At 73.1% G+C, this 17,291-nt stretch carries 14 protein-coding genes and 1 pseudogene; 9 read left to right on the plus strand and 6 right to left on the minus strand.

Features of this window, described 5'->3' with window-relative positions:
• The first annotated feature begins 9 nt into the window (after positions 1 to 9).
• From RY076_RS12090 to RY076_RS12115, 7 genes are all read left to right on the plus strand, one after another.
• Entirely contained in the window at positions 10 to 1,536 is a 1,527-nt protein-coding gene (locus tag RY076_RS12090; protein ID WP_323098165.1) for a C2 family cysteine protease, read from the plus strand.
• A gap of 1 nt (position 1,537) precedes the next feature.
• Complete coding sequence (locus RY076_RS12095; RefSeq protein ID WP_323098167.1) at positions 1,538 to 1,963, plus strand: hypothetical protein; 426 nt, start codon at positions 1,538 to 1,540, stop codon at positions 1,961 to 1,963.
• Positions 1,964 to 2,042: 79 nt separating this feature from the next.
• On the plus strand, positions 2,043 to 2,234 hold the full coding sequence (locus RY076_RS23660) for a putative immunity protein (protein WP_413785771.1): 192 nt from the start codon (positions 2,043 to 2,045) through the stop codon (positions 2,232 to 2,234).
• Between the two features lie 265 nt (positions 2,235 to 2,499).
• On the plus strand, positions 2,500 to 2,877 hold the full coding sequence (locus RY076_RS12100) for a hypothetical protein (RefSeq protein ID WP_323098169.1): 378 nt from the start codon (positions 2,500 to 2,502) through the stop codon (positions 2,875 to 2,877).
• Between the two features lie 119 nt (positions 2,878 to 2,996).
• On the plus strand, positions 2,997 to 4,808 hold the full coding sequence (locus RY076_RS12105; RefSeq protein WP_323098171.1) for a CocE/NonD family hydrolase: 1,812 nt from the start codon (positions 2,997 to 2,999) through the stop codon (positions 4,806 to 4,808).
• Positions 4,809 to 4,929: 121 nt separating this feature from the next.
• On the plus strand, positions 4,930 to 9,078 hold the full coding sequence (locus tag RY076_RS12110; RefSeq protein WP_323098173.1) for an AAA domain-containing protein: 4,149 nt from the start codon (positions 4,930 to 4,932) through the stop codon (positions 9,076 to 9,078).
• Positions 9,079 to 9,167: 89 nt separating this feature from the next.
• Positions 9,168 to 9,593, plus strand: a complete 426-nt coding sequence (locus RY076_RS12115) for a tetratricopeptide repeat protein (RefSeq protein WP_323098176.1) — start codon at positions 9,168 to 9,170, stop codon at positions 9,591 to 9,593.
• A gap of 117 nt (positions 9,594 to 9,710) precedes the next feature.
• Here the strand turns inward: RY076_RS12115 and mscL are convergent, their stop codons facing one another.
• Genes mscL through RY076_RS12130 form a run of 3 tightly spaced genes read right to left on the minus strand, consistent with a single transcriptional unit; the run spans position 9,711 to position 11,886 of the window.
• The gene (gene mscL / locus RY076_RS12120) at positions 9,711 to 10,076 is read right to left on the minus strand and encodes a large conductance mechanosensitive channel protein MscL (RefSeq protein WP_323098178.1); all 366 of its coding nucleotides are present in this window, start codon (positions 10,074 to 10,076) and stop codon (positions 9,711 to 9,713) included.
• A 53-nt stretch (positions 10,077 to 10,129) separates the two neighbouring features.
• Positions 10,130 to 10,915: an SAF domain-containing protein gene (locus tag RY076_RS12125; RefSeq protein ID WP_323098180.1), complete on the minus strand. Its 786-nt coding sequence runs from the start codon at positions 10,913 to 10,915 to the stop codon at positions 10,130 to 10,132.
• Positions 10,915 to 11,886 (minus strand): S-methyl-5'-thioadenosine phosphorylase, encoded by a 972-nt coding sequence (locus RY076_RS12130; RefSeq protein ID WP_323098182.1) that lies wholly within the window; start codon positions 11,884 to 11,886, stop codon positions 10,915 to 10,917. The genes RY076_RS12125 and RY076_RS12130 overlap by 1 nt, the downstream gene beginning before the upstream one ends.
• Positions 11,887 to 11,968: 82 nt before the next feature.
• Between RY076_RS12130 and RY076_RS12135 the strand changes: the two genes are divergently transcribed.
• Positions 11,969 to 12,184, plus strand: coding sequence for a hypothetical protein (locus tag RY076_RS12135; protein WP_323098308.1), 216 nt, complete (start codon positions 11,969 to 11,971; stop codon positions 12,182 to 12,184).
• A gap of 14 nt (positions 12,185 to 12,198) precedes the next feature.
• Here RY076_RS12135 and RY076_RS12140 read toward each other — a convergent pair.
• Positions 12,199 to 12,342: pseudogene (locus tag RY076_RS12140) on the minus strand (FmdB family zinc ribbon protein); the annotation flags it as partial.
• 45 nt (positions 12,343 to 12,387) lie between these two features.
• Positions 12,388 to 13,875 carry a potassium/proton antiporter gene (locus tag RY076_RS12145; RefSeq protein WP_323098185.1) on the minus strand — a complete coding sequence of 496 codons (1,488 nt, stop codon included), beginning with the start codon at positions 13,873 to 13,875 and terminating at the stop codon, positions 12,388 to 12,390.
• 148 nt (positions 13,876 to 14,023) lie between these two features.
• Here RY076_RS12145 and RY076_RS12150 point away from each other — a divergent pair, with 148 nt between their 5' ends.
• Positions 14,024 to 16,603, plus strand: coding sequence for a penicillin acylase family protein (locus tag RY076_RS12150; protein ID WP_323098188.1), 2,580 nt, complete (start codon positions 14,024 to 14,026; stop codon positions 16,601 to 16,603).
• Positions 16,604 to 16,654: 51 nt separating this feature from the next.
• On the opposite strand, the gene RY076_RS12155 is transcribed toward RY076_RS12150, so the two are convergent.
• On the minus strand, positions 16,655 to 17,272 hold the full coding sequence (locus tag RY076_RS12155; RefSeq protein ID WP_323098196.1) for a 5-formyltetrahydrofolate cyclo-ligase: 618 nt from the start codon (positions 17,270 to 17,272) through the stop codon (positions 16,655 to 16,657).
• Positions 17,273 to 17,291: the final 19 nt, after the last annotated feature.

The following is a 17,291-nucleotide window of genomic DNA, read 5'->3' on the forward strand; positions in this document are numbered from 1 at the left end:
GGGCTCGACATGGCGATCTACCGCAAGGGTGCCGACCCGGTCGCGCTGCGTGCCTCGGCGCGTCGCCTCGAGCTGTGCGCGACGACGGCCGGGGAGGTGTGCGACACGGCAGGTCGGGCCGTGTCCTCGCTGCGCTCGGAGTGGGGCGGCGGCGACCTCGAGCACCTCACCGGCTCGTGGCCGGCGGCCGAGTCGCAGATCCGCGCCCTGCGCGACACGATCACGCGGATGAGCCGGACGCTCGAACGGCAGGCGGGTCAGCAGGACGACGCGAGCACGGGCGTCGCGCCGCTCGCCGGGAGCGGCGGCTCGGGCGGTGGCTCCGGCGGCTCGGGTGGTCCCGCGCCGATCCCCGACGGCGGTGGCGCACCGACGCAGCCGACCCCCGGCCCGAAGCCCTATGTCCCGCCCGGCCCCTTCGACCAGAAGCACGTCGACGCTGCCAAGGACGCCGTCAAGAACGTCCTCGACGGCCCGGGCTTCTGGTCCATGGACGGCAACCGCGACGACCTCGAGACCATGCGCGACCGCATCAACGAGCTGACACCCGCGGAGGCCGAGGCCCTGATCCAGCAGCTGAGCCCCGAGGACCTCGCCAAGCTCGGCCAGATCATGAAGGACGAGGGCGGGTTCCTCTGGGTCAGTGACGGACTCGACCCGTTCGACCGTTCTGAGGTGACGAGCGGCCTGCTGTCGAAGATCACCCCGGAGTCGGCGGCCAAGCTGCAGGCGGCGATGCCGTGGAGCCAGCCCGGGTTCGACACCACCGACGTCGCCCTCGACGGCCAGCAGAGCCAGGACGGCGAGCATCGTAGTGACCTGCACTACGGGCTGCCCCAGGGCGAGCTGGGCACCGACGACCTCAGCGCGCAGGACGTCAACCAGGGCAGCTTCAGCGACTGCTGGGCCATCGCCTCACTCACCGCGACGACCCAGGCCGACCCCGACTTCGTCAAGGACAACATCACCGTCAACCCCAACGGCACCGTCGACGTCCGCCTCTTCGACCACGACGGCAACCCGCGCGTCGTCACGGTCACGGCTGACCTCCCGCTTGATGCCAATGGCAACCCGCTCGGTGCGCACGGCACCAACGGTGAGACGTGGCCGGCCTACTACGAGAAGGCCTTTGCCGTCGTCTACGGAGAGGACGACGGCGGGGCGCCGGACGGCAAGAGCGGTGCCCCCTACGACGTCAAGGAGCAGGGCACATACGGCGCCGTCGAGTGGGACTACAACGACAAGGCCCCCTCGTACATCACCGGCAACGAGGCCCACGGCGTCGACGGCTTCGACGGCGCCGTCCAGGCCTTCAACGACAAGCAGGGCGTCATCGTCAGCACGCCCTCCGACGCCCCTGACAACGCCCCCGACGGCTACGTCACCCGACACGTCTACTACGTGCAGAGCGTCAACGCCGACGGCACCGTGACGCTCGGCAACCCGTGGGGGCCCGACGCCACGAAGATCACCGTGAACCACGACGAGTTCGACCGGCTCTTCGACGACCCGCAGGCGATGCAGCCGAGGAGCTGACGTGATCCGCGACCTCCGCCCCGCCCGACGCGTCCGGTACCTCGCGCCGGCGCTCGCCGTCACCGCCCTCGCCGTCGCGCTCGCCGGCGGCTGCCAGAAGGAGACACCCATGACCGACCCCTCCTCGAGCGCCGACGCGTCCGCCTCGGCGTCGTGCCAGACGCAGCCCGGCGACGTGTCGGTCCTGCGCGGCGGCACCTTCCCGCTCGACGCAGCGGCGACCCTGCGCGCGGGCCTGCAGTACGAGGTCAAGGCCGACCCACGCACGTGGAAGGTCATGTTCATGGGCGCCGGCGTCAGCGAGTCGCACGACCTCGCCGTGGGCGACACCGTCACGGTCGCCGGTCACACCGTCACTGTGCGCGACGCCTGCGCCGACAAGATCGTCCTCACCGTGGGCGACGGCGGATCGGGCGCCACCGGCTGAGCGCCGACCTCGGCCTGCCCGCCCATCACACTGGTCCCATGGCCGACTCGAGGACGCGATCGACCTGACCATCGACGAGCTGCGCGAGGTCACGGCCTTCGCGATCCGCTGTGCGGAGCGCGTCCTCCCGCTCTACGAACGATCCCTTTCGGACGACTCGCGGCCGCGCGAAGCCATTTACGCCGCAAAGGATTTCGCGTCGGGAGCTCGGCGCACCAAGGCCCTGAGGACTGCGGCCTGCGGCGCCGCCTTCCTGCACCGAGCTCGCTGACGTCCCACTCGTCCTCACGCGGTTCAGGATGACGACCACGACCGGGCGCGGCGCGGCGGCATCACGCTCCGCTCGTGTCGAACTGCGAGTGGTGGTCGTCATCGCGAACATGTGGACCCACACCGCGGGCGCGGGGCCGCGAACGGTCGTCCAGGACCGTCGGGCGTCCGCACCTGGCGGGCACCGGCACCCGGCGCGCGGGATACTGGCCGGCAGGGGACCGTGACACCCGACAGACCCGACGATCGCCGACGGAGGGCCGCCCATGGGACGGACGCGTGCACAGCTGTGCGCCGCCGCGGGCTCGCTCCTGCTCGCCCTCGGGGGTCCCGTCCTCGGCGGTTGCACGTCCGGTGCGTCCGATCCGGGTCGGTCGACGCGCGCCGCGACCTCGGCCGCCGGCATCGACGTGCTCCTCGAGACGCACTGCGGCGTGCGCTACCTCGTCGTCGACGGCGACTGGTTCGAGCGGGCCGGTGGTCTGCTCACCGACGGCCAGGGCAACCCACCTGAGGGCTGGGGCAACCCGTACCACGCCGGACGCGTCGTCCTCCTCGACGGCACCGCGCGCTTCTCCGACGACTCCGGCCACCACGAGACCTTCCACCGCCTCGACGTCGCGCCGACGATCCGCTGCGCCTGACCGCGCCGCACCTCCTGGTCTGTCCGGTCCGGTCGGACAGACCACCCTCTCAGGTTGCCGTCCGATTTGTCCGGATCTAGCGTCCAGAGGACCAGCGACGCCGAACTGAGAGGGACGCCATGTCTCGGTCCAGATCGATCAGCCTGCTCGCCGCGGCCGCGCTCACCTGCACCGCCGCCGTCTCCGCGCCGCTCGCCGCGGAGGCCGACCCGATCCCGACGCCCGGCTACCCGGTCTCCCACGAGGAGAACCCGCGCGTGCCCGAGGGGGCCCTGTGGTCCGAGGAGTACTTCCCCTCCTCCGACGGCAGCGACGTCGAGCTGCACGCCGACGTGCTGCGCCCCGCGCACCTGCCCGCCGGCGCCCGCACCCCGGTCATCCTGTCGGTCGGCCCGTACTTCGCCCACCGCGGTCAGACCGGCGACGACGGCTTCAGCGGTACCGGCCCGTCCGAGCGCTTCGACGACCTCATCGAGGGCGCCGACCTCATGGACCGCGGCTACACCGTCGTCATGGTCGACCTGCGCGGGTTCGGCGGCTCCACCGGGTGCCTCGACTGGGTCGGGCCGGGGGAGCAGGCCGACGTCAGGGCCGCCGTCGAGTGGTCGTCGCGGCAGGCGTGGTCGACCGGCAAGGTCGGCCTCTACGGCAAGTCCTACGACGCGTCCACCGGGCTCGTCGGCGCCAACCTCGCGCCGCAGGGCCTGTCGGCGGTCGTCGCCCAGGAGCCGGTGTGGGACATGTACAACTACCTCTTCAGCAACGGCGTCCGCCGCCCCAACTACCTCGGCACGCCGCGTGCCTACAACGGCATCGCGAGCATCCAGGGCATGCCCGACGACTCGTCGAGGTACAAGCAGAACGCCGCCTACGAGGTCGCCCACCCCGATTGCCTCGCGAACAACCTCACCGACACCCAGGACCCGAACCCGGACTCCGCGTACTGGAAGGCACGCAACCTCGCGGAGCAGGCCAAGGGCTCGCGCGTCCCCCTCTTCGTCACTCAGGGCTTCGTCGAGCCGAACACCAAGCCCGAGGACGTCGAGCAGTACCTGGCCAACCACACCGGCCCCGAGCGCGGCTGGCTCGGGCAGTGGGAGCACGTGCGCGGCAACGAGACCGGCTCTGACGGCGTCCTGAGGATGGGCCGGCAGGGCTGGTTCGACGAGGTCATGCGGTTCTACGACGAGCACCTCAAGGGCGTCACGCCGACGACGACCGACCCCGACTTCGCCGTCGAGGACAGCACCGGGGCCTGGCGCGCCCAGCCGACGTGGCCGGTCGTGCGCCGGTCCACCGAGGTGCGCCTCCAAACCGGCAGCTACGTCGACGACAAGGGCCGGACGCCGACCGCGGCGCCCGCCGGCCCCTCGCCGGACGCCGGGTCCTACGACATGGAGCACGCGCCCGTCCTGCCGCCGCAGGCGAGCGAGCGCGCACAGGGCCCGAAGCCCCGCACGACCGACGACGGCAACGCCTACTACACGTGGTCGCGTCCGCTCGTGTCCGACGTCCGCGTCACCGGGACGCCGCGGGTCTCGCTCGCGACGAGCGGCACGGGCAACGTGCTCGTCCGCCTCTGGGACGTCGCACCTGACGGCACCGCGGTGATGTTCGACGAGCAGATGTCGCTCGTGCGCGGCAGCCGGGTCGCCTTCGACCTCAAGTCGACCGACTGGACGCTGAAGCGCGGCCACCAGCTCGTCGTCGGCATCGGCACCAACACGACGCGCTCGTGGTCCGACACGGCGTCCAACCAGACGATCCGCGTGTCCTCGGCATCGCTCGGCCTCGACCTGCAGAGCCCGCGCACCGACGTGCCCACGCAGGGCGACCGCTCGCCGTACCTCGACAGCTACCTCGCGGCGTACACGACGGCGTGGGCGCAGCGCGCGAACGGCAGCTTCACCGTGGTCGTGCCGCAGGGCTGACCCGCGATCTCGGCGGGGACGGGCCGCCCGGGGGCGGCCCGGCCCCGTCGTCACCACGCGCCCAGCCGACGCACAGGCGTCGGTCCCGGGCCGGGGGTGCCTCATTGGTTAGCCTGCAGGAATGACCGAAGCCCCCAGGCGCGACCCTGCCCTCACGGCCGAGTCCACCTCGGGCGACCCCCGTGCCGACCGCGTCGCCGCGGCGGTGCGCACGTGGCAGCGCTCCCTCGTCGACCTCGGTGGCCGCAACACCCTGCTCTGGTACCGCGACCTGCCGTCCGGCACGCTGGATCTCACGACAGCCCACCCCGGCGGCGTCTCGATGCTGCTCGCCGGGCGCCGCACCCGGCTGTCCGACCTCTTCCGCGAGCCTGCGGCGCTCGACGAGGCCCGCCGCCGCGCCCGCGCCATCCGGTCCAAGGCCCTCGAGCTGCGCGAGGAGCGCGGCATCGCGGCCGGGTTCGTCGCCATCGGCATGGCCACGTGGTCGGTGCCACGGGCAGCCCGCCCACCGGCCGCGCCGGTGCTGCTGCGCGCCTGCGTGCTGCGTCCCACCGGCGCCGCACAGGACGACTTCGAGATCGACCTCGGGCCCGAGGTGGAGTTCAACCCCGTGCTGCGCGAGTACCTGCGCTCGGAGCAGGGCATCGAGGTCGACGGCGACGCCCTGGCCGACCTCGCCACCGGGCCGGCGGGTTTCGACGCCCGCCCGGTGTACGAGGCGCTCGGCCGGCAGTGCGCCCACGTGCCCGGCCTCGACGTCGCCGACCGCATCGTCCTCGGCACCTTCTCCTACGCGAAGCTGCCGATGGTGGCCGACCTCGCCCTGCAGGGCGGCTCGCTCGCCGACCACGACGTCGTCGCGGCGCTGGCGGGAGACGAGTCGGCGCTCGCCGCGGTGCGCCTGCGGGTGCCCGACAGCGAGCCGGACCCCGACCCCGAGCACGAGTACCTCGTCCTCGACGCCGACTCCTCCCAGCACGCGGCCATCGACGCAGTCCGGGCCGGGGCCCACCTCGTCGTCAAGGGGCCGCCCGGCACCGGCAAGTCGCAGACCATCGCCAACCTCATCGCGGCGCTCGCCGCCGAGGGCAAATCGACGCTCTTCGTCGCCGAGAAGCGCGCCGCCATCGACGCCGTCCTGACGCGCCTGGACCGCCTCGGCCTCGGCGACCTCGTCCTCGACGCCTACGACGGCACGACGAACAAGCGCGCGACGGCCCTGCAGTTCGGCCGTAGCCTCGACGCCGCGCTCCAGCACACCGACGCCCCGACCGACGGCACCGGTGCGGAGCTTCGCGACCGGCGCGCCCGTCTGCAGCGCCACCTCCGCGCGCTGCACGAGGTGCGCGAGCCGTGGGGTGTCAGCGCACACGACGCCGAGGAGGCGCTCGTCGAGCTCGGCATGCGCAAGCCCCCGCCGACCTCCCGCGTGCGGGTCGTCGGACGTGAGCTGTCCGCGATCAGCCGCACCCGCTCGGTCGAGCTGGGTCGACGGCTGCGCGACGCCGCCGGACTCGGCGCCTGGGTCCGCGAGGGTGGCGACCCGTGGTTCGGGGCGCGCATCCTCAGCGGCGACGACGCCTCGCGCGCCCTGGAGATCACGACGCGCTACAGCACCACCGGCCTCGACGACACCGGCAGTCGCCTCAACGGCATCCTCGACGAGTCGCAGGTGCCGGCCGCCGAGTCGATCAACGTGTGGGCCTCGGCGTTCGAGACGATGTCGAGGGTCCGCGAGACGCTCGAGGTCTTCCGGCCCGAGGTCTTCGACACCCCGCTGCGCGAGCACATCTCGGCCACGGCCACCCGCGACTGGCGCGAGGCCCGGGGCGTCGAGATGGGCTGGATGGACCGGTGGCGGATCCGCCGGCAGACCAAACGGCTGCTGCGCCCGGGCCGCCCGCCGGCCGACCTGCACGACCGGCTCGTGGCCGCCTCGGAGCAGCGTGAGCACTGGTACGCCCTCGTCGGCGGCGGTGGCCGACCCGAGATCTCGCCGCGGCTCGACGAGGGCCTGGCGCTGCTGGCCTCGGTCAAGGACGACCTCGACTGGCTCGACGGCCGGCTGCCGCAGCGCGAGGCTCAGCCGCCCCTCACCGACCTGCCGCTGGACGACCTGCGCGAGCGGCTCGCCGCCCTCGCGGCCCGCCCCGACCGCGTCGGCGTCCTGCCGCAGGTGACGAGCATCCTCGACGAGATGCGCGCGGCCGGCCTCGGCCCGCTCGTCGACGACCTCGCCCGCCGCGGCGTCGGCACCGAGCAGGTCACCGCCGAGGTCGACCACGTGTGGTGGGCCTCGCTGGCCCAGGAGGTCACGGTCCGCGACCCGGCCTACGGCGCGCACGACGGCGCGGGGCTGCGTCGCGACGTCGCCGAGTACGTCGAGGCGGACCGCGCCCACCAGGACGCCACCGTCGCCCGCGTGCGTGACGCCGTCGCTCGCAACGTCCGCGAGGTGCTCGACGACCACCCGGCCCAGGAGGCGCTGGTGCGCGCCGAGGCCGGAAAGGCGCGACGGCACAAGCCTCTTCGCGATCTCGTGCCGCAGGCGTCTGCCGCTCTGACGGCGATCAAGCCGTGCTGGGCGATGAGCCCGCTCGTCGTCGCCTCGACCCTGCCGCCGGGCAAGTGGTTCGACGTCGTCGTCTTCGACGAGGCCTCGCAGGTCCAGCCGGCGCAGGCGATCTCGGCGATCAGCCGTGCGCGGCAGGTCGTCGTGGCCGGTGACGAGCGCCAGCTGCCGCCGACGAACTTCTTCACGGTCGTGTCCGACGACGAAACCGGCCCGACCGAGGCCGACGACACGCTGACCGAGGGCTTCGAGTCGGTCCTCGACGTGCTCGCCGCGACGCTGCCGACGCGCAGCCTCACGTGGCACTACCGCAGCCGCGACGAGCGGCTCATCGCCTTCGCCAACGACGCCGTGTACGACGGTGGGCTGACGACCTTCCCCGGCACCTCGATCGAGTCGGCGGTCACCTTCGAGCCGGTCGACGGGCAGGCCACGCTCCAGCCCGGCGTCGACACGATCGAGACGACCGACGCCGAGGTCGTGCGCGTCGTCGAGCTCGTCCTCGAGCACGCCCGCACGCGTCCGTCCGAGTCGCTCGGGGTCATCGCCCTCGGCATCAAGCACGCCGACCGGCTCGACGACGCCGTCACCGACGCCCTGCGCCGCGCGCCCGACGTCGCCGACTTCTTCGACGCCGACCGCCCCGAGCGGTTCTTCGTCAAGAACCTCGAGCGCGTCCAGGGTGACGAGCGAGACGCGGTCATCCTGTCGATCGGCTACGGCAAGACCCCGCACGGCCGGGTGCTGCACCGCTTCGGCCCGCTCAACATCGAGGGTGGGGAGCGGCGGCTCAACGTCGCGGTCACCCGGGCCCGGCAGCGGATGACCGTCGTGTCGGCGCTGCGGGCCTCCGACCTCGACCCCGAGCGGCTCAAGGCCCGCGGCGCGGTCATGCTGCGCGACTTCCTCGCCTACGCCGAGACCGGCGGCCGGCGCGGCGACGACGGCACGCTCTTCGCGGCCAGCCCGCCCACCGGCGACCCCCTGCGCCGGGACCTCGCCGAGCGGCTGCGCCGGGAGGGCCTCACCGTCCACGAGGACTACGGCTCGGCGAGCCAGCGCATCGACCTCGCCGTCGAGGACCCGTACCACCGCGGCCGCGGCCTCATCGCCGTCGAGACCGACGGCGACCGGTACGCGGCCCTGCGCAGCACGCGCGACCGGGACCGGCTGCGCCCCGAGCAGCTGGCCCGCCTCGGCTGGATCCACGAGCGGGTCTGGAGCACCGACGTGTTCCGCGACCCCGCGCGCGAGATCTCGCGCATCGTCACGATCGCGCGTGAGACCCGGGTGCCCGAGCCCGACCCGGGCCCGACGGCCCTGTCGCAGGACGCTCCGATGGCCCCGACCCCGACTCCCGCCGGGACGTCCGGCAACGGTCCCGCTGCCGATGGTCCTACGGCCGCCGGGCAGGGAAATGATGCCGGGGGCGATACCGCCGACGACATGACCCCAGCCGGTACCGGCGCCGACGCCACGGCGAACGGGGAGCCGCGCCGGCGCAAGCGGCGGCGGGTGTTCCGTCGTGGGACTGCGGACACCGCGGCCGACGATCCCGTGGACGACCTCGCGCCCGCACCCGCGGGAGCACGCAGCAGCGACGACACCGACCTCGGGTGGGGTGGCGCGCGTGGTGAGGACTCCGACAGCCGGGACCAGTGGCTCCAGGACCAGCGCCCGCCGCACTACGAGTGATCAACAGGCAGCGACGGAGGGCCTCCGCGGCGAGGCTCGGGCAGGGATGGCACGGGAATGCCCGGTGCGTCACCGGCGTTGGTGAGCGCATGAACACCACCCCTTTCCAGCTGCGCCTGTCGTTCGCGCAAGGGCTCTTCGAGCGGGGTGACCACCTCGCCGCCGCCACTGCGCTCGCCAACCTCGTCGACGAGGCCGACGCGCAGGTGGCCGAGCCGACCGCGGCCACCGAGGCCGACTGGGCACCGCACTCGACGACCGACCTGCGTCTGCTGCTCGCCCGCGCCTACTTCCACTCGGCGCAGTTCCGGCATGCCGAGGAGACGCTCCAGCGGATCATCGAGGAGTGCCCGACCGACGCGTACGCGCACCTGCTGCTCGGGCGCACCCTCCAGCGGGCCGGCCGGCACGCGGAGGCCGCGCGGCCGCTCACCCTCGCGGAGATCTACGGCGGCTACGAGCGGCCGCAGACCTACGGCGGGCCCGTCCTTGGGCACGCCGACGACGAGGCCTGAGACCGCGGGAGTCGAGCACCCGGATGGAACGCGGACGGGGCGGGAGCATCGAGCTCCCGCCCCGTCGCGGTGTCTTGGGGTGTGGCCTGCTGGTCCGAGACGCGCGGACCGAGCGGCTCAGCGGGCGCGCAGCGAGTCGCGGATCTCGGTGAGGAGGATGATCTCCTCGGAGGGGGCCTCGGGCTCGGGCTCGATGCCCTGCTTGCGCCGCTCGGCGAGCTTGTTCAGCGGGGCGACGACGATGAAGTACACGGCGGCCGCGACGATGACGAAGCCGACGAGAGCCGTCAGGAACGCGCCGATGGCCACGCCGCCCGGCTTGTAGGCCGAGAAGTCGGGCTTGCCGCCGATCTTGCCGATGAGGTCCATGATCACGACGACGAAGGCGTCGACGACCTTGGCGAACGCCGTGCCGATGACGACCGCGACGGCGAGGTCGACGACGTTGCCTCGCATGATGAAGTCTTTGAATCCCTTGAGCACTGAAGGTCTCCTTCATGTCTGCCCCCGAACCGGGATCGGGCGTCGCGACGAGCCTACTGCTGCAAGGTGTCCGGCTGCCTGATGGCGACGACGAAGCTCTGGCCGGCCTCGAGGGCGCTCAGACCGCGGGCGACCCGGGCGGCGTCGTCCGGGCCGAGCGACAGGGTGACCTGCGGCGGGCGCGAGCTGCCCAGTGCGCCAGACTCGCTCGCGTCTCGGACGGCTAGCACGACGACGTCCGACGCGGCGCGCTCGCCGGTACCCGTGGCGTAGAGGTCGACCCGCGCTCCCGGGCGCGCACCGGCGCCAGTGGCGTCGACGACCGGCACGGTGAGGGCCACGTGGTCGGCGGGCTGCCCGGCCAGGACCGAGCCGCCCAGCAGCCGGCTCGGCGTGACGACCTCGCGCGCGAGCAGGGGACCGGCGGCGGTGGAGCCCACGACGGCGGCCGGGTCGGTCGCAGCGCCGTCCGGGCGGTCGTCGGGCCGACGCGGCACGACGGCGAGGTCGTCGGCGCCGAGCACCGCACCCGCCGGGACGTCGCGGGCGGCGACGACGGTAGGAAGGCCCGTGGTGCCCGATGCGCGCGGCGACACGGCGCCGACGACGACCCACACCGCGACCCCGGCCAGCAGCGCCGCGACCCCGCGGCGCCACCGAAGCCGGCGAGCCGCCCGACGCCGCAGGCCACCCCGCGCGGGGCGGCCGGGTCGCGCTGCTCGGTCGACGCCGGCCCCCGCCGTGCCGAAGACCCTGCCGAGCACGGCGCCGCCGGCCCGTCGGCGCCCGGGGGGAGCGAGTCCCGGGCCGGGCAGCCGAGGTGCCCTCGAGCCGGACATCAGGGGAGCGGGAACGGCAGCTCGAGCCCGTCGAGGGCCCTGCGGCACGCGCACGTCGCGACGTCGTCGGCCTCGTGGGCGGGCAGCTGGCCGATGGCGTCGCGCAGGACCGACTTGAGCCGCTCGACGTTGGTGCCGAAGACGCGCAGCACCTCCTCGTGCGTGACGGCGTCGCCGCCCTCGACGCCGGCATCGGCGTCGGTGACGAGGGCGATGTTCGTGAAGCACATGGCCAGCTCGCGGGCAAGCGCGGCCTCGGGCATGGCCGTCATGCCGACGATCGACCAGCCGGCCTGCTGGTGCCACACCGACTCGGCGCGCGAGGAGAACCGGGGCCCGTTGACGACGACGAGGGTGCCCTCGGGCTCGACCTCGAACCCGGCGAGGCGCGACGCGTCGACGGCCACCTGCCGGCCGTTGGGGCAGTACGGGTCGGCGAAGCCGACGTGCACGACCGGGCCCTCGACGTCGTACACCGTGTGCTCGCGACCCCACGTGCGGTCGACGACCTGGTCGGGCACGACGACGGTGCCCGGCCCCTGGTCCGGACGCAGCGACCCCACCGCGCACGGGGCGAGGACCTGGCGGACGCCGACCGCCCGCAGCGCCCAGAGGTTGGCGCGGTAGTTGACCCGGTGCGGCGGGAACCGGTGGCCCTTGCCGTGCCGGGCCACGAAGGCGACCGGCCGGCCCTCGACCTCGCCGATGACGAGGGGGTCGCTCGGGCGTCCGAACGGGGTGTCGACCTCGACGGTGTCGAAGTCGTCGAGGAAGTCGTAGAGACCGGACCCGCCGATGACGCCGATCTCGGCGCGCGGTCCGCCCGAGGACCCCGAGGACACCGAGGACACCAAGGACGCTGACGCGTCGGCGGACGGTGCGAGCAGGGCGGTGGGCTCGGCGTCGGGGTGGCCGCCGGGCGTGCCGGCCGTCGAGCCCGTCGTCGAGTCGGAGGTCGAGTCAGTCGTCATGGCCCGAGCCTAGGGCGCGGGTCGGTGCCCGGCGCAGGGGTCAGCCGGGGCTGGGGACGACGGCCCTTCGCGTCAGGAGGCTGTGGACGACGAGCTCGCGGCCGCGGTCGACGAACCCGACGACGAGGACGAGGACGAGGACGAGGACGAGGAGGACGAGGAGGAAGAGGAGGAGGAAGAGGACCCCGAGGACTCCGTCGAGCCGCCGGTCGAGGTGGACGAGGAGTCCTTCGACGACGAGCCCGAGGCCTTCGAGCCGTTGCCGGCCGACCCCGACGCGCGCGAGTCCGTCTTGTAGAAGCCTGAGCCCTTGAACGCGATGCCCACCGGGTGGATCACCTTGCGCAGCCGCGGCTCACCGCACTCCGGGCACACCGTCAGGGCGTCGTCGGTGAACGACTGGCGGATGTCGAAGGCGTGACCGCACTCGGTGCACGCGTAGGAGTAGGTGGGCATGGAGACCTCGGTGATCGGGAGAGGAGCGGGAGACCGTCGTCCAGTCTACGTCCAGCCCGCGAGGCGTCCGTCGCGGCTGACGGCGCGGATGCGGTCGACGGTGCGGCGCCGCACCCTCGAGGTGGCCACGACGAGGAACTGGTCGCCGTGGCGCAGCGTCGTGTGCGGCTCGGGCACGAACCCCTCGCCGCCGCGCACGACGAGGGTGACGTTGGCCCCCTTGGGCAGGCGCAGCTCGAAGACGGCGACGCCGTGCAGCCGCGACTCGCTGCCCACCGAGACCTGAACGACGTCGGCGCCGATCTCGATGAGCGAGGTGGACTCGAGGTCGACGTCGACGGAGTGCACGCCCTCGGTGAGCCCGAGGCGGCGGGCGATCCACGGCAGCGTCGGCCCCTGGACGACGGTGAAGATGACGACGAGCATGAACACGAGGTCGAAGATCCACTCGGTGTCGGGGGTGCCGGCGGTGAGCGGCACGGTGGCGAGGACGACCGGGACCGCCCCCCGCAGGCCGGCCCACGACAGGAACGCCTGTTCGCGCCACGGTATGCGGAACCACACGGTCGACAGGACCACCGACAGCGGCCGGGCCACGAGCAGCAGCACCAGCCCGATGACGACGGCCGGCACGAGCTGCTCGTCGAGGCGCGTCGGGTCGGCGAGCAGGCCGAGGAGCACGAAGAGCCCGATCTGCGCGATCCAGCCGAGGGCGTTGGCGAAGCTCTGGACGGGGGTGCGGTTGGGCAGGCCCATGTTGCCGAGCACGAGCGCCGACAGGTAGGTCGCGAGGAAGCCGCTGACGTGGATCTGGGCGGACACCGCGTAGGCCAGCACCGTCAGGGCCACGACGCCGATTGAGAACAGGGCCGAGGAGCCGCCCGCGACGCGTCGGAGCAGCTGCCCGCCCAGCCAGCCCACCGCGATGCCGACGGCCGCGCCGCCTGCGAGCTCGACGCCGGCGTGGAACAGCAGCATCCACCACGGCTCGCCGTGACCGCCGGGCACGCCCTGGGCGGCGAAGGCGACGACGAGGATGACGACCGGCGCGTCGTTGAACCCGGACTCGGCCTCGAGCATGCCGGACAACCGTTTGGGCAGCGGCACGTTGCGCAGCACCGCGAACACGGCGGCGGCGTCGGTCGAGCTGACGATGGCGCCGACGAGCAGCGAGATCGTCCACGACAGGGGCAGGAGCGTGTGGGCCGCGACGGCCACGACGAGCACCGACACGACGACGCCGAGCGTCGCGAGCACCGATGCCGGTGCTACCGCCTCGCGGATGTTCTCCCAGGACGTCGTCAGCCCGCCCTCGGCGAGGATGAGCACGAGGGCCGCGTAGCCGAGCACGCGGGTGATCGACGCGTCGTCGAACTGGATGCCTGCGCCGGCGTTGCCGAGCACGAGGCCGATGCCGAGGTAGATGAGCAGCGAGGGCAGGCCGGAGCGGACCGACAGGCGCACCGCGGCGACCGCCACGAGAAGCACGACCGAACCGATGAGGAGCACGCCCGTGAGGTCGTCGAGTGTCATGGTCGACGACGTGATGGACGGCGCTCCGGTCAACGGCGGCTCCTCGGGTTCGGGCCAATCCAACCATCCGGCCTGCGCAGGGCGTGGCCCGGTCCACGCCGGGTCGCGCCGGGTCACCCGCGGGTGCCCCGTGGCCTAGGCTCGTCGCGTGTCACGGTTGAAACGCGCCCGTCGGATCCTCCTGCTCGTCGCTGTACTCGTCGTCTTCGTGCTCGTCGGCGCCGCCGTGCTGTCGGTGGGAGTGGTGCGGCAGACGTTCCCGCAGACCACCGGGACGCTGCAGATCGAGGGACTGACCAGCTCGGTGTCGGTCAAGCGCGACGACCACGGCGTCCCGACGATCTACGCCGACAGCGCCCAGGACCTCTTCCGGGCGCAGGGCTTCGTCAGCGCCCAGGACCGCTTCTTCGAGATGGACCTGCGCCGCCACGTGACGGCCGGGCGCCTGTCCGAGCTCGTCGGTTCCGGCGGCATCGAGAGCGACAAGGTCATCCGCACCATGGGGTGGCGACGCGTCGCCGAGGCCGAGCTGCCCAAGCTCGCGCCCGAGACGCGTCAGTACCTGCAGGCCTACGCCGACGGTGTCAACGCCTACATCAAGCAGGCGGAGTCCCCGGAGAAGATGTCGCTCGAGTACACCTTCCTGCGGCGCACCAACCCCGGCTACCGGGTCGAGCCGTGGACGCCGGTCGACTCCCTCGCGTGGCTCAAGGCGATGGCCTGGGACCTGCGCGGCGACTACAACGACGAGCTGGCCCGTGCACGCCTCTCGCGCAACCGCACGCTCAAGCAGATCCAGCTGCTCTACCCGCCCTACCCGTACGACCGCAACCAGCCGATCCTCTCGGCCGACGACTGGCAGCCCGCCGCGGCCGACCAGGCCGCGAGCATCGCCCCGCCCGCGCTCGAGCAGCTGCGCGGCACCGACGGGCGACACGCCGTCGACACCGCTCTGGCCGCGCTCGACGCCGTGCCGGCGAGCCTCGGCCGCGGGTCCGACATCGGGTCGAACTCGTGGGTCGTGTCGGGTTCGCGGACGACCACCGGCAAGCCGCTGCTGGCCAACGACCCGCACCTGGGCCTGTCGATCCCGAGCGTGTGGAGCCAGGTCAACCTCCAGTGCCGCACCGTGTCGCAGGCGTGCCCGTTCCGCGTGTCGGGCTTCACGTTCTCGGGCGTTCCCGGCGTCGTCATCGGCCACAACGACAAGGTCGCGTGGGGCATGACGAACCTCGGCCCCGACGTCACCGACTTCTACCTCGAGCAGACGACCGGCGACACCTACCTGCGCGACGGCAAGCGTGAGCCGGTGCGCACCCGCGACGAGACCATCAAGGTGGCCGGCGGGCCCGACGTCACCATCACGGTGCGCGGCACCGTGCACGGCCCGATCATGAGCGACGTCGTGCCCTCGATCGACGACGCCGGTGACCGCCTCGCGGTCCGCGGCGCCGCCCAGACCAACCACTACGCGGTGTCGCTCGCGTGGACCGCCCTCACCCCGGGCACGACCGGTGACGCGATCTTCGCCCTCAACAAGGCGCAGGGCTGGGCCGACTTCCGCAAGGCCGCCGCCCTGTTCACCGTGCCGTCGCAGAACCTCGTCTACGCCGACACCGAGGGCCACATCGGCTACCAGTCGCCCGGCCGCATCCCGATCCGCCGCTCGGCCACGCCGGGCTCGCCCCCCGGGTACTGGCCGGCGCCCGGCTGGGACAGCCAGTGGGACTGGAAGGGAGACGTGCCCTTCGAGGACCTCCCGCACACGTTCGACCCGCCGGAGGGCTTCCTCGTCACCGCCAACCAGGCCGTGACCGCCAGCCCCGAGCCGTTCCTCACGAGCGAGTGGGACTACGGCTTCCGGGCCCAGCGCATCCGCACCCTGGTCGGCGGGGCGACGAAGGTCTCGCCCGAGCTCATGTCGCAGGTGCAGGGCGACGTCCGCAACACCTACGCGCCCTCGCTCGTCGAGCGCCTGCTCGCCGTGCAGGTCGACGACTTCACCGGCCAGGCCCAGCGCCTGCTGCGCGACTGGGACGGCAGCCAGCCGGGCGACAAGTCGCGCGACTCGGCCGCGGCGGCCTACTACAACGCGGTGTGGAAGCACCTGCTCGAGTACACCTTCGACGAGCTGCCGCCGGAGATCGCGCCGGACGGTGGCAGCCGCTGGATGGTCGTCGTCGAGCAGCTGATGAAGGACCCGAAGAACGACTGGTGGGACGACAAGACGACGCCGGGCCTCACCGAGGGCCGTGACGAGATCCTCAAGCGGGCCCTCGTCGAGGCGCGCCTCGACCTCGCCCGCAAGCTCGGCAAGGTGCCGTCCACGTGGCGCTGGGGCCGGCTGCACCAGCTCGACCTCAAGCACCCGGTCATGGGCGACCCGTCGGTGCCCGAGGTGGTCCGCGGGCTCTTCGACCGCGGCGGCATCGAGCTCGGCGGCGGCAACTCCATCGTCAACGCCAACGCCTGGAACGCCTCGGCGGCCGGTTACGACGTGACGACCGGGCCCTCGATGCGGATGGTCGTCGACCTGTCGAACCTCGACGCGTCGAAGTGGGTCAACTCGACCGGCCAGTCCGGGCACGCCTACCAGGACCACTACTCCGACCAGATCGACGCGTGGGCCGCGAACGAGCCCTTCCCGTGGCCCTTCTCCCAGGGCGCGGTCTCCGAGGCGACCGACGACGAGCTGACGCTCGTGCCGCCGGGCACGCCCCAGCCCTGACGCGTCGGACGCGTCGGTCACCGGACGCGTCGGACGCGCGGGACGCGTCGGTCAGCGGAGCAGGACGACGCGTCCGGTCGTCGTCACCCAGCCGTCGACCGGCTGGTCGTGCGCGTCGTGGGGCAGGTCGGTGGCGCTCGCCTCGCCCTCGTGCAGCAGCGTCACGACGAGGCCGCCCGGTGCGCGGTGGAGCAGAGCGCGGTCGTAGCAGCCGCCGCCCTGCCCGAGGCGGGTGCCGTGGGGGTCGACGGACAGGCCCGGGGTCACGACGACCTCGCACGTGGCGAGGGCGTTCTCGCCGAGCCAGGCCGCGCGCTCGGCGTCGGTGGGCTCGCGCCCCAGCCGGCGCACGACCGACGCGTCGGCCCGCGCTCCGCGGACCGCATGACGCCACTGCAGCGCGTAGTCGCCCAGCACCACGGGTACGAGGACCTCGTGACCGGCATCCAGCAACCCCTCGACGAGCGGCCCGGTGGGCGGCTCGTCCGGCAGCGACTCGTACACGGCGACCCGCGCCCCTGCGGGCACGAGCGGGAGGACGGCCCGCGCGAGCACCGACCCGGCGTCCTCCAGGGCCGCGGCGTCGAGCGCGGCGACGATGTCGCGCCGCCGGCGTCGGGCCGCGTGACGCACCTCACGCTTGTCCGGCGCGTTCACGTGCGGGCCCACAGCGGGCACTTCTCCTGCT

The organism is Intrasporangium zincisolvens, from assembly GCF_034724055.1.
Classification (GTDB): domain Bacteria; phylum Actinomycetota; class Actinomycetes; order Actinomycetales; family Dermatophilaceae; genus Monashia; species Monashia zincisolvens.

What these genes read in the sequence shown, in the direction of transcription:
- RY076_RS12090 (WP_323098165.1), top strand. Translation starts at nt 10, where the DNA reads ATGGCGATCTACCGCAAGGGTGCCGACCCGGTCGCGCTGCGTGCCTCG.
- RY076_RS12100 (WP_323098169.1), top strand. Translation starts at nt 2,500, where the DNA reads ATGGGACGGACGCGTGCACAGCTGTGCGCCGCCGCGGGCTCGCTCCTG.
- RY076_RS12105 (WP_323098171.1), top strand. Translation starts at nt 2,997, where the DNA reads ATGTCTCGGTCCAGATCGATCAGCCTGCTCGCCGCGGCCGCGCTCACC.
- RY076_RS12110 (WP_323098173.1), top strand. Translation starts at nt 4,930, where the DNA reads ATGACCGAAGCCCCCAGGCGCGACCCTGCCCTCACGGCCGAGTCCACC.
- RY076_RS12115 (WP_323098176.1), top strand. Translation starts at nt 9,168, where the DNA reads ATGAACACCACCCCTTTCCAGCTGCGCCTGTCGTTCGCGCAAGGGCTC.
- RY076_RS12125 (WP_323098180.1), bottom strand. Translation starts at nt 10,915, where the DNA reads ATGTCCGGCTCGAGGGCACCTCGGCTGCCCGGCCCGGGACTCGCTCCC.
- RY076_RS12130 (WP_323098182.1), bottom strand. Translation starts at nt 11,886, where the DNA reads ATGACGACTGACTCGACCTCCGACTCGACGACGGGCTCGACGGCCGGC.
- RY076_RS12145 (WP_323098185.1), bottom strand. Translation starts at nt 13,875, where the DNA reads ATGACACTCGACGACCTCACGGGCGTGCTCCTCATCGGTTCGGTCGTG.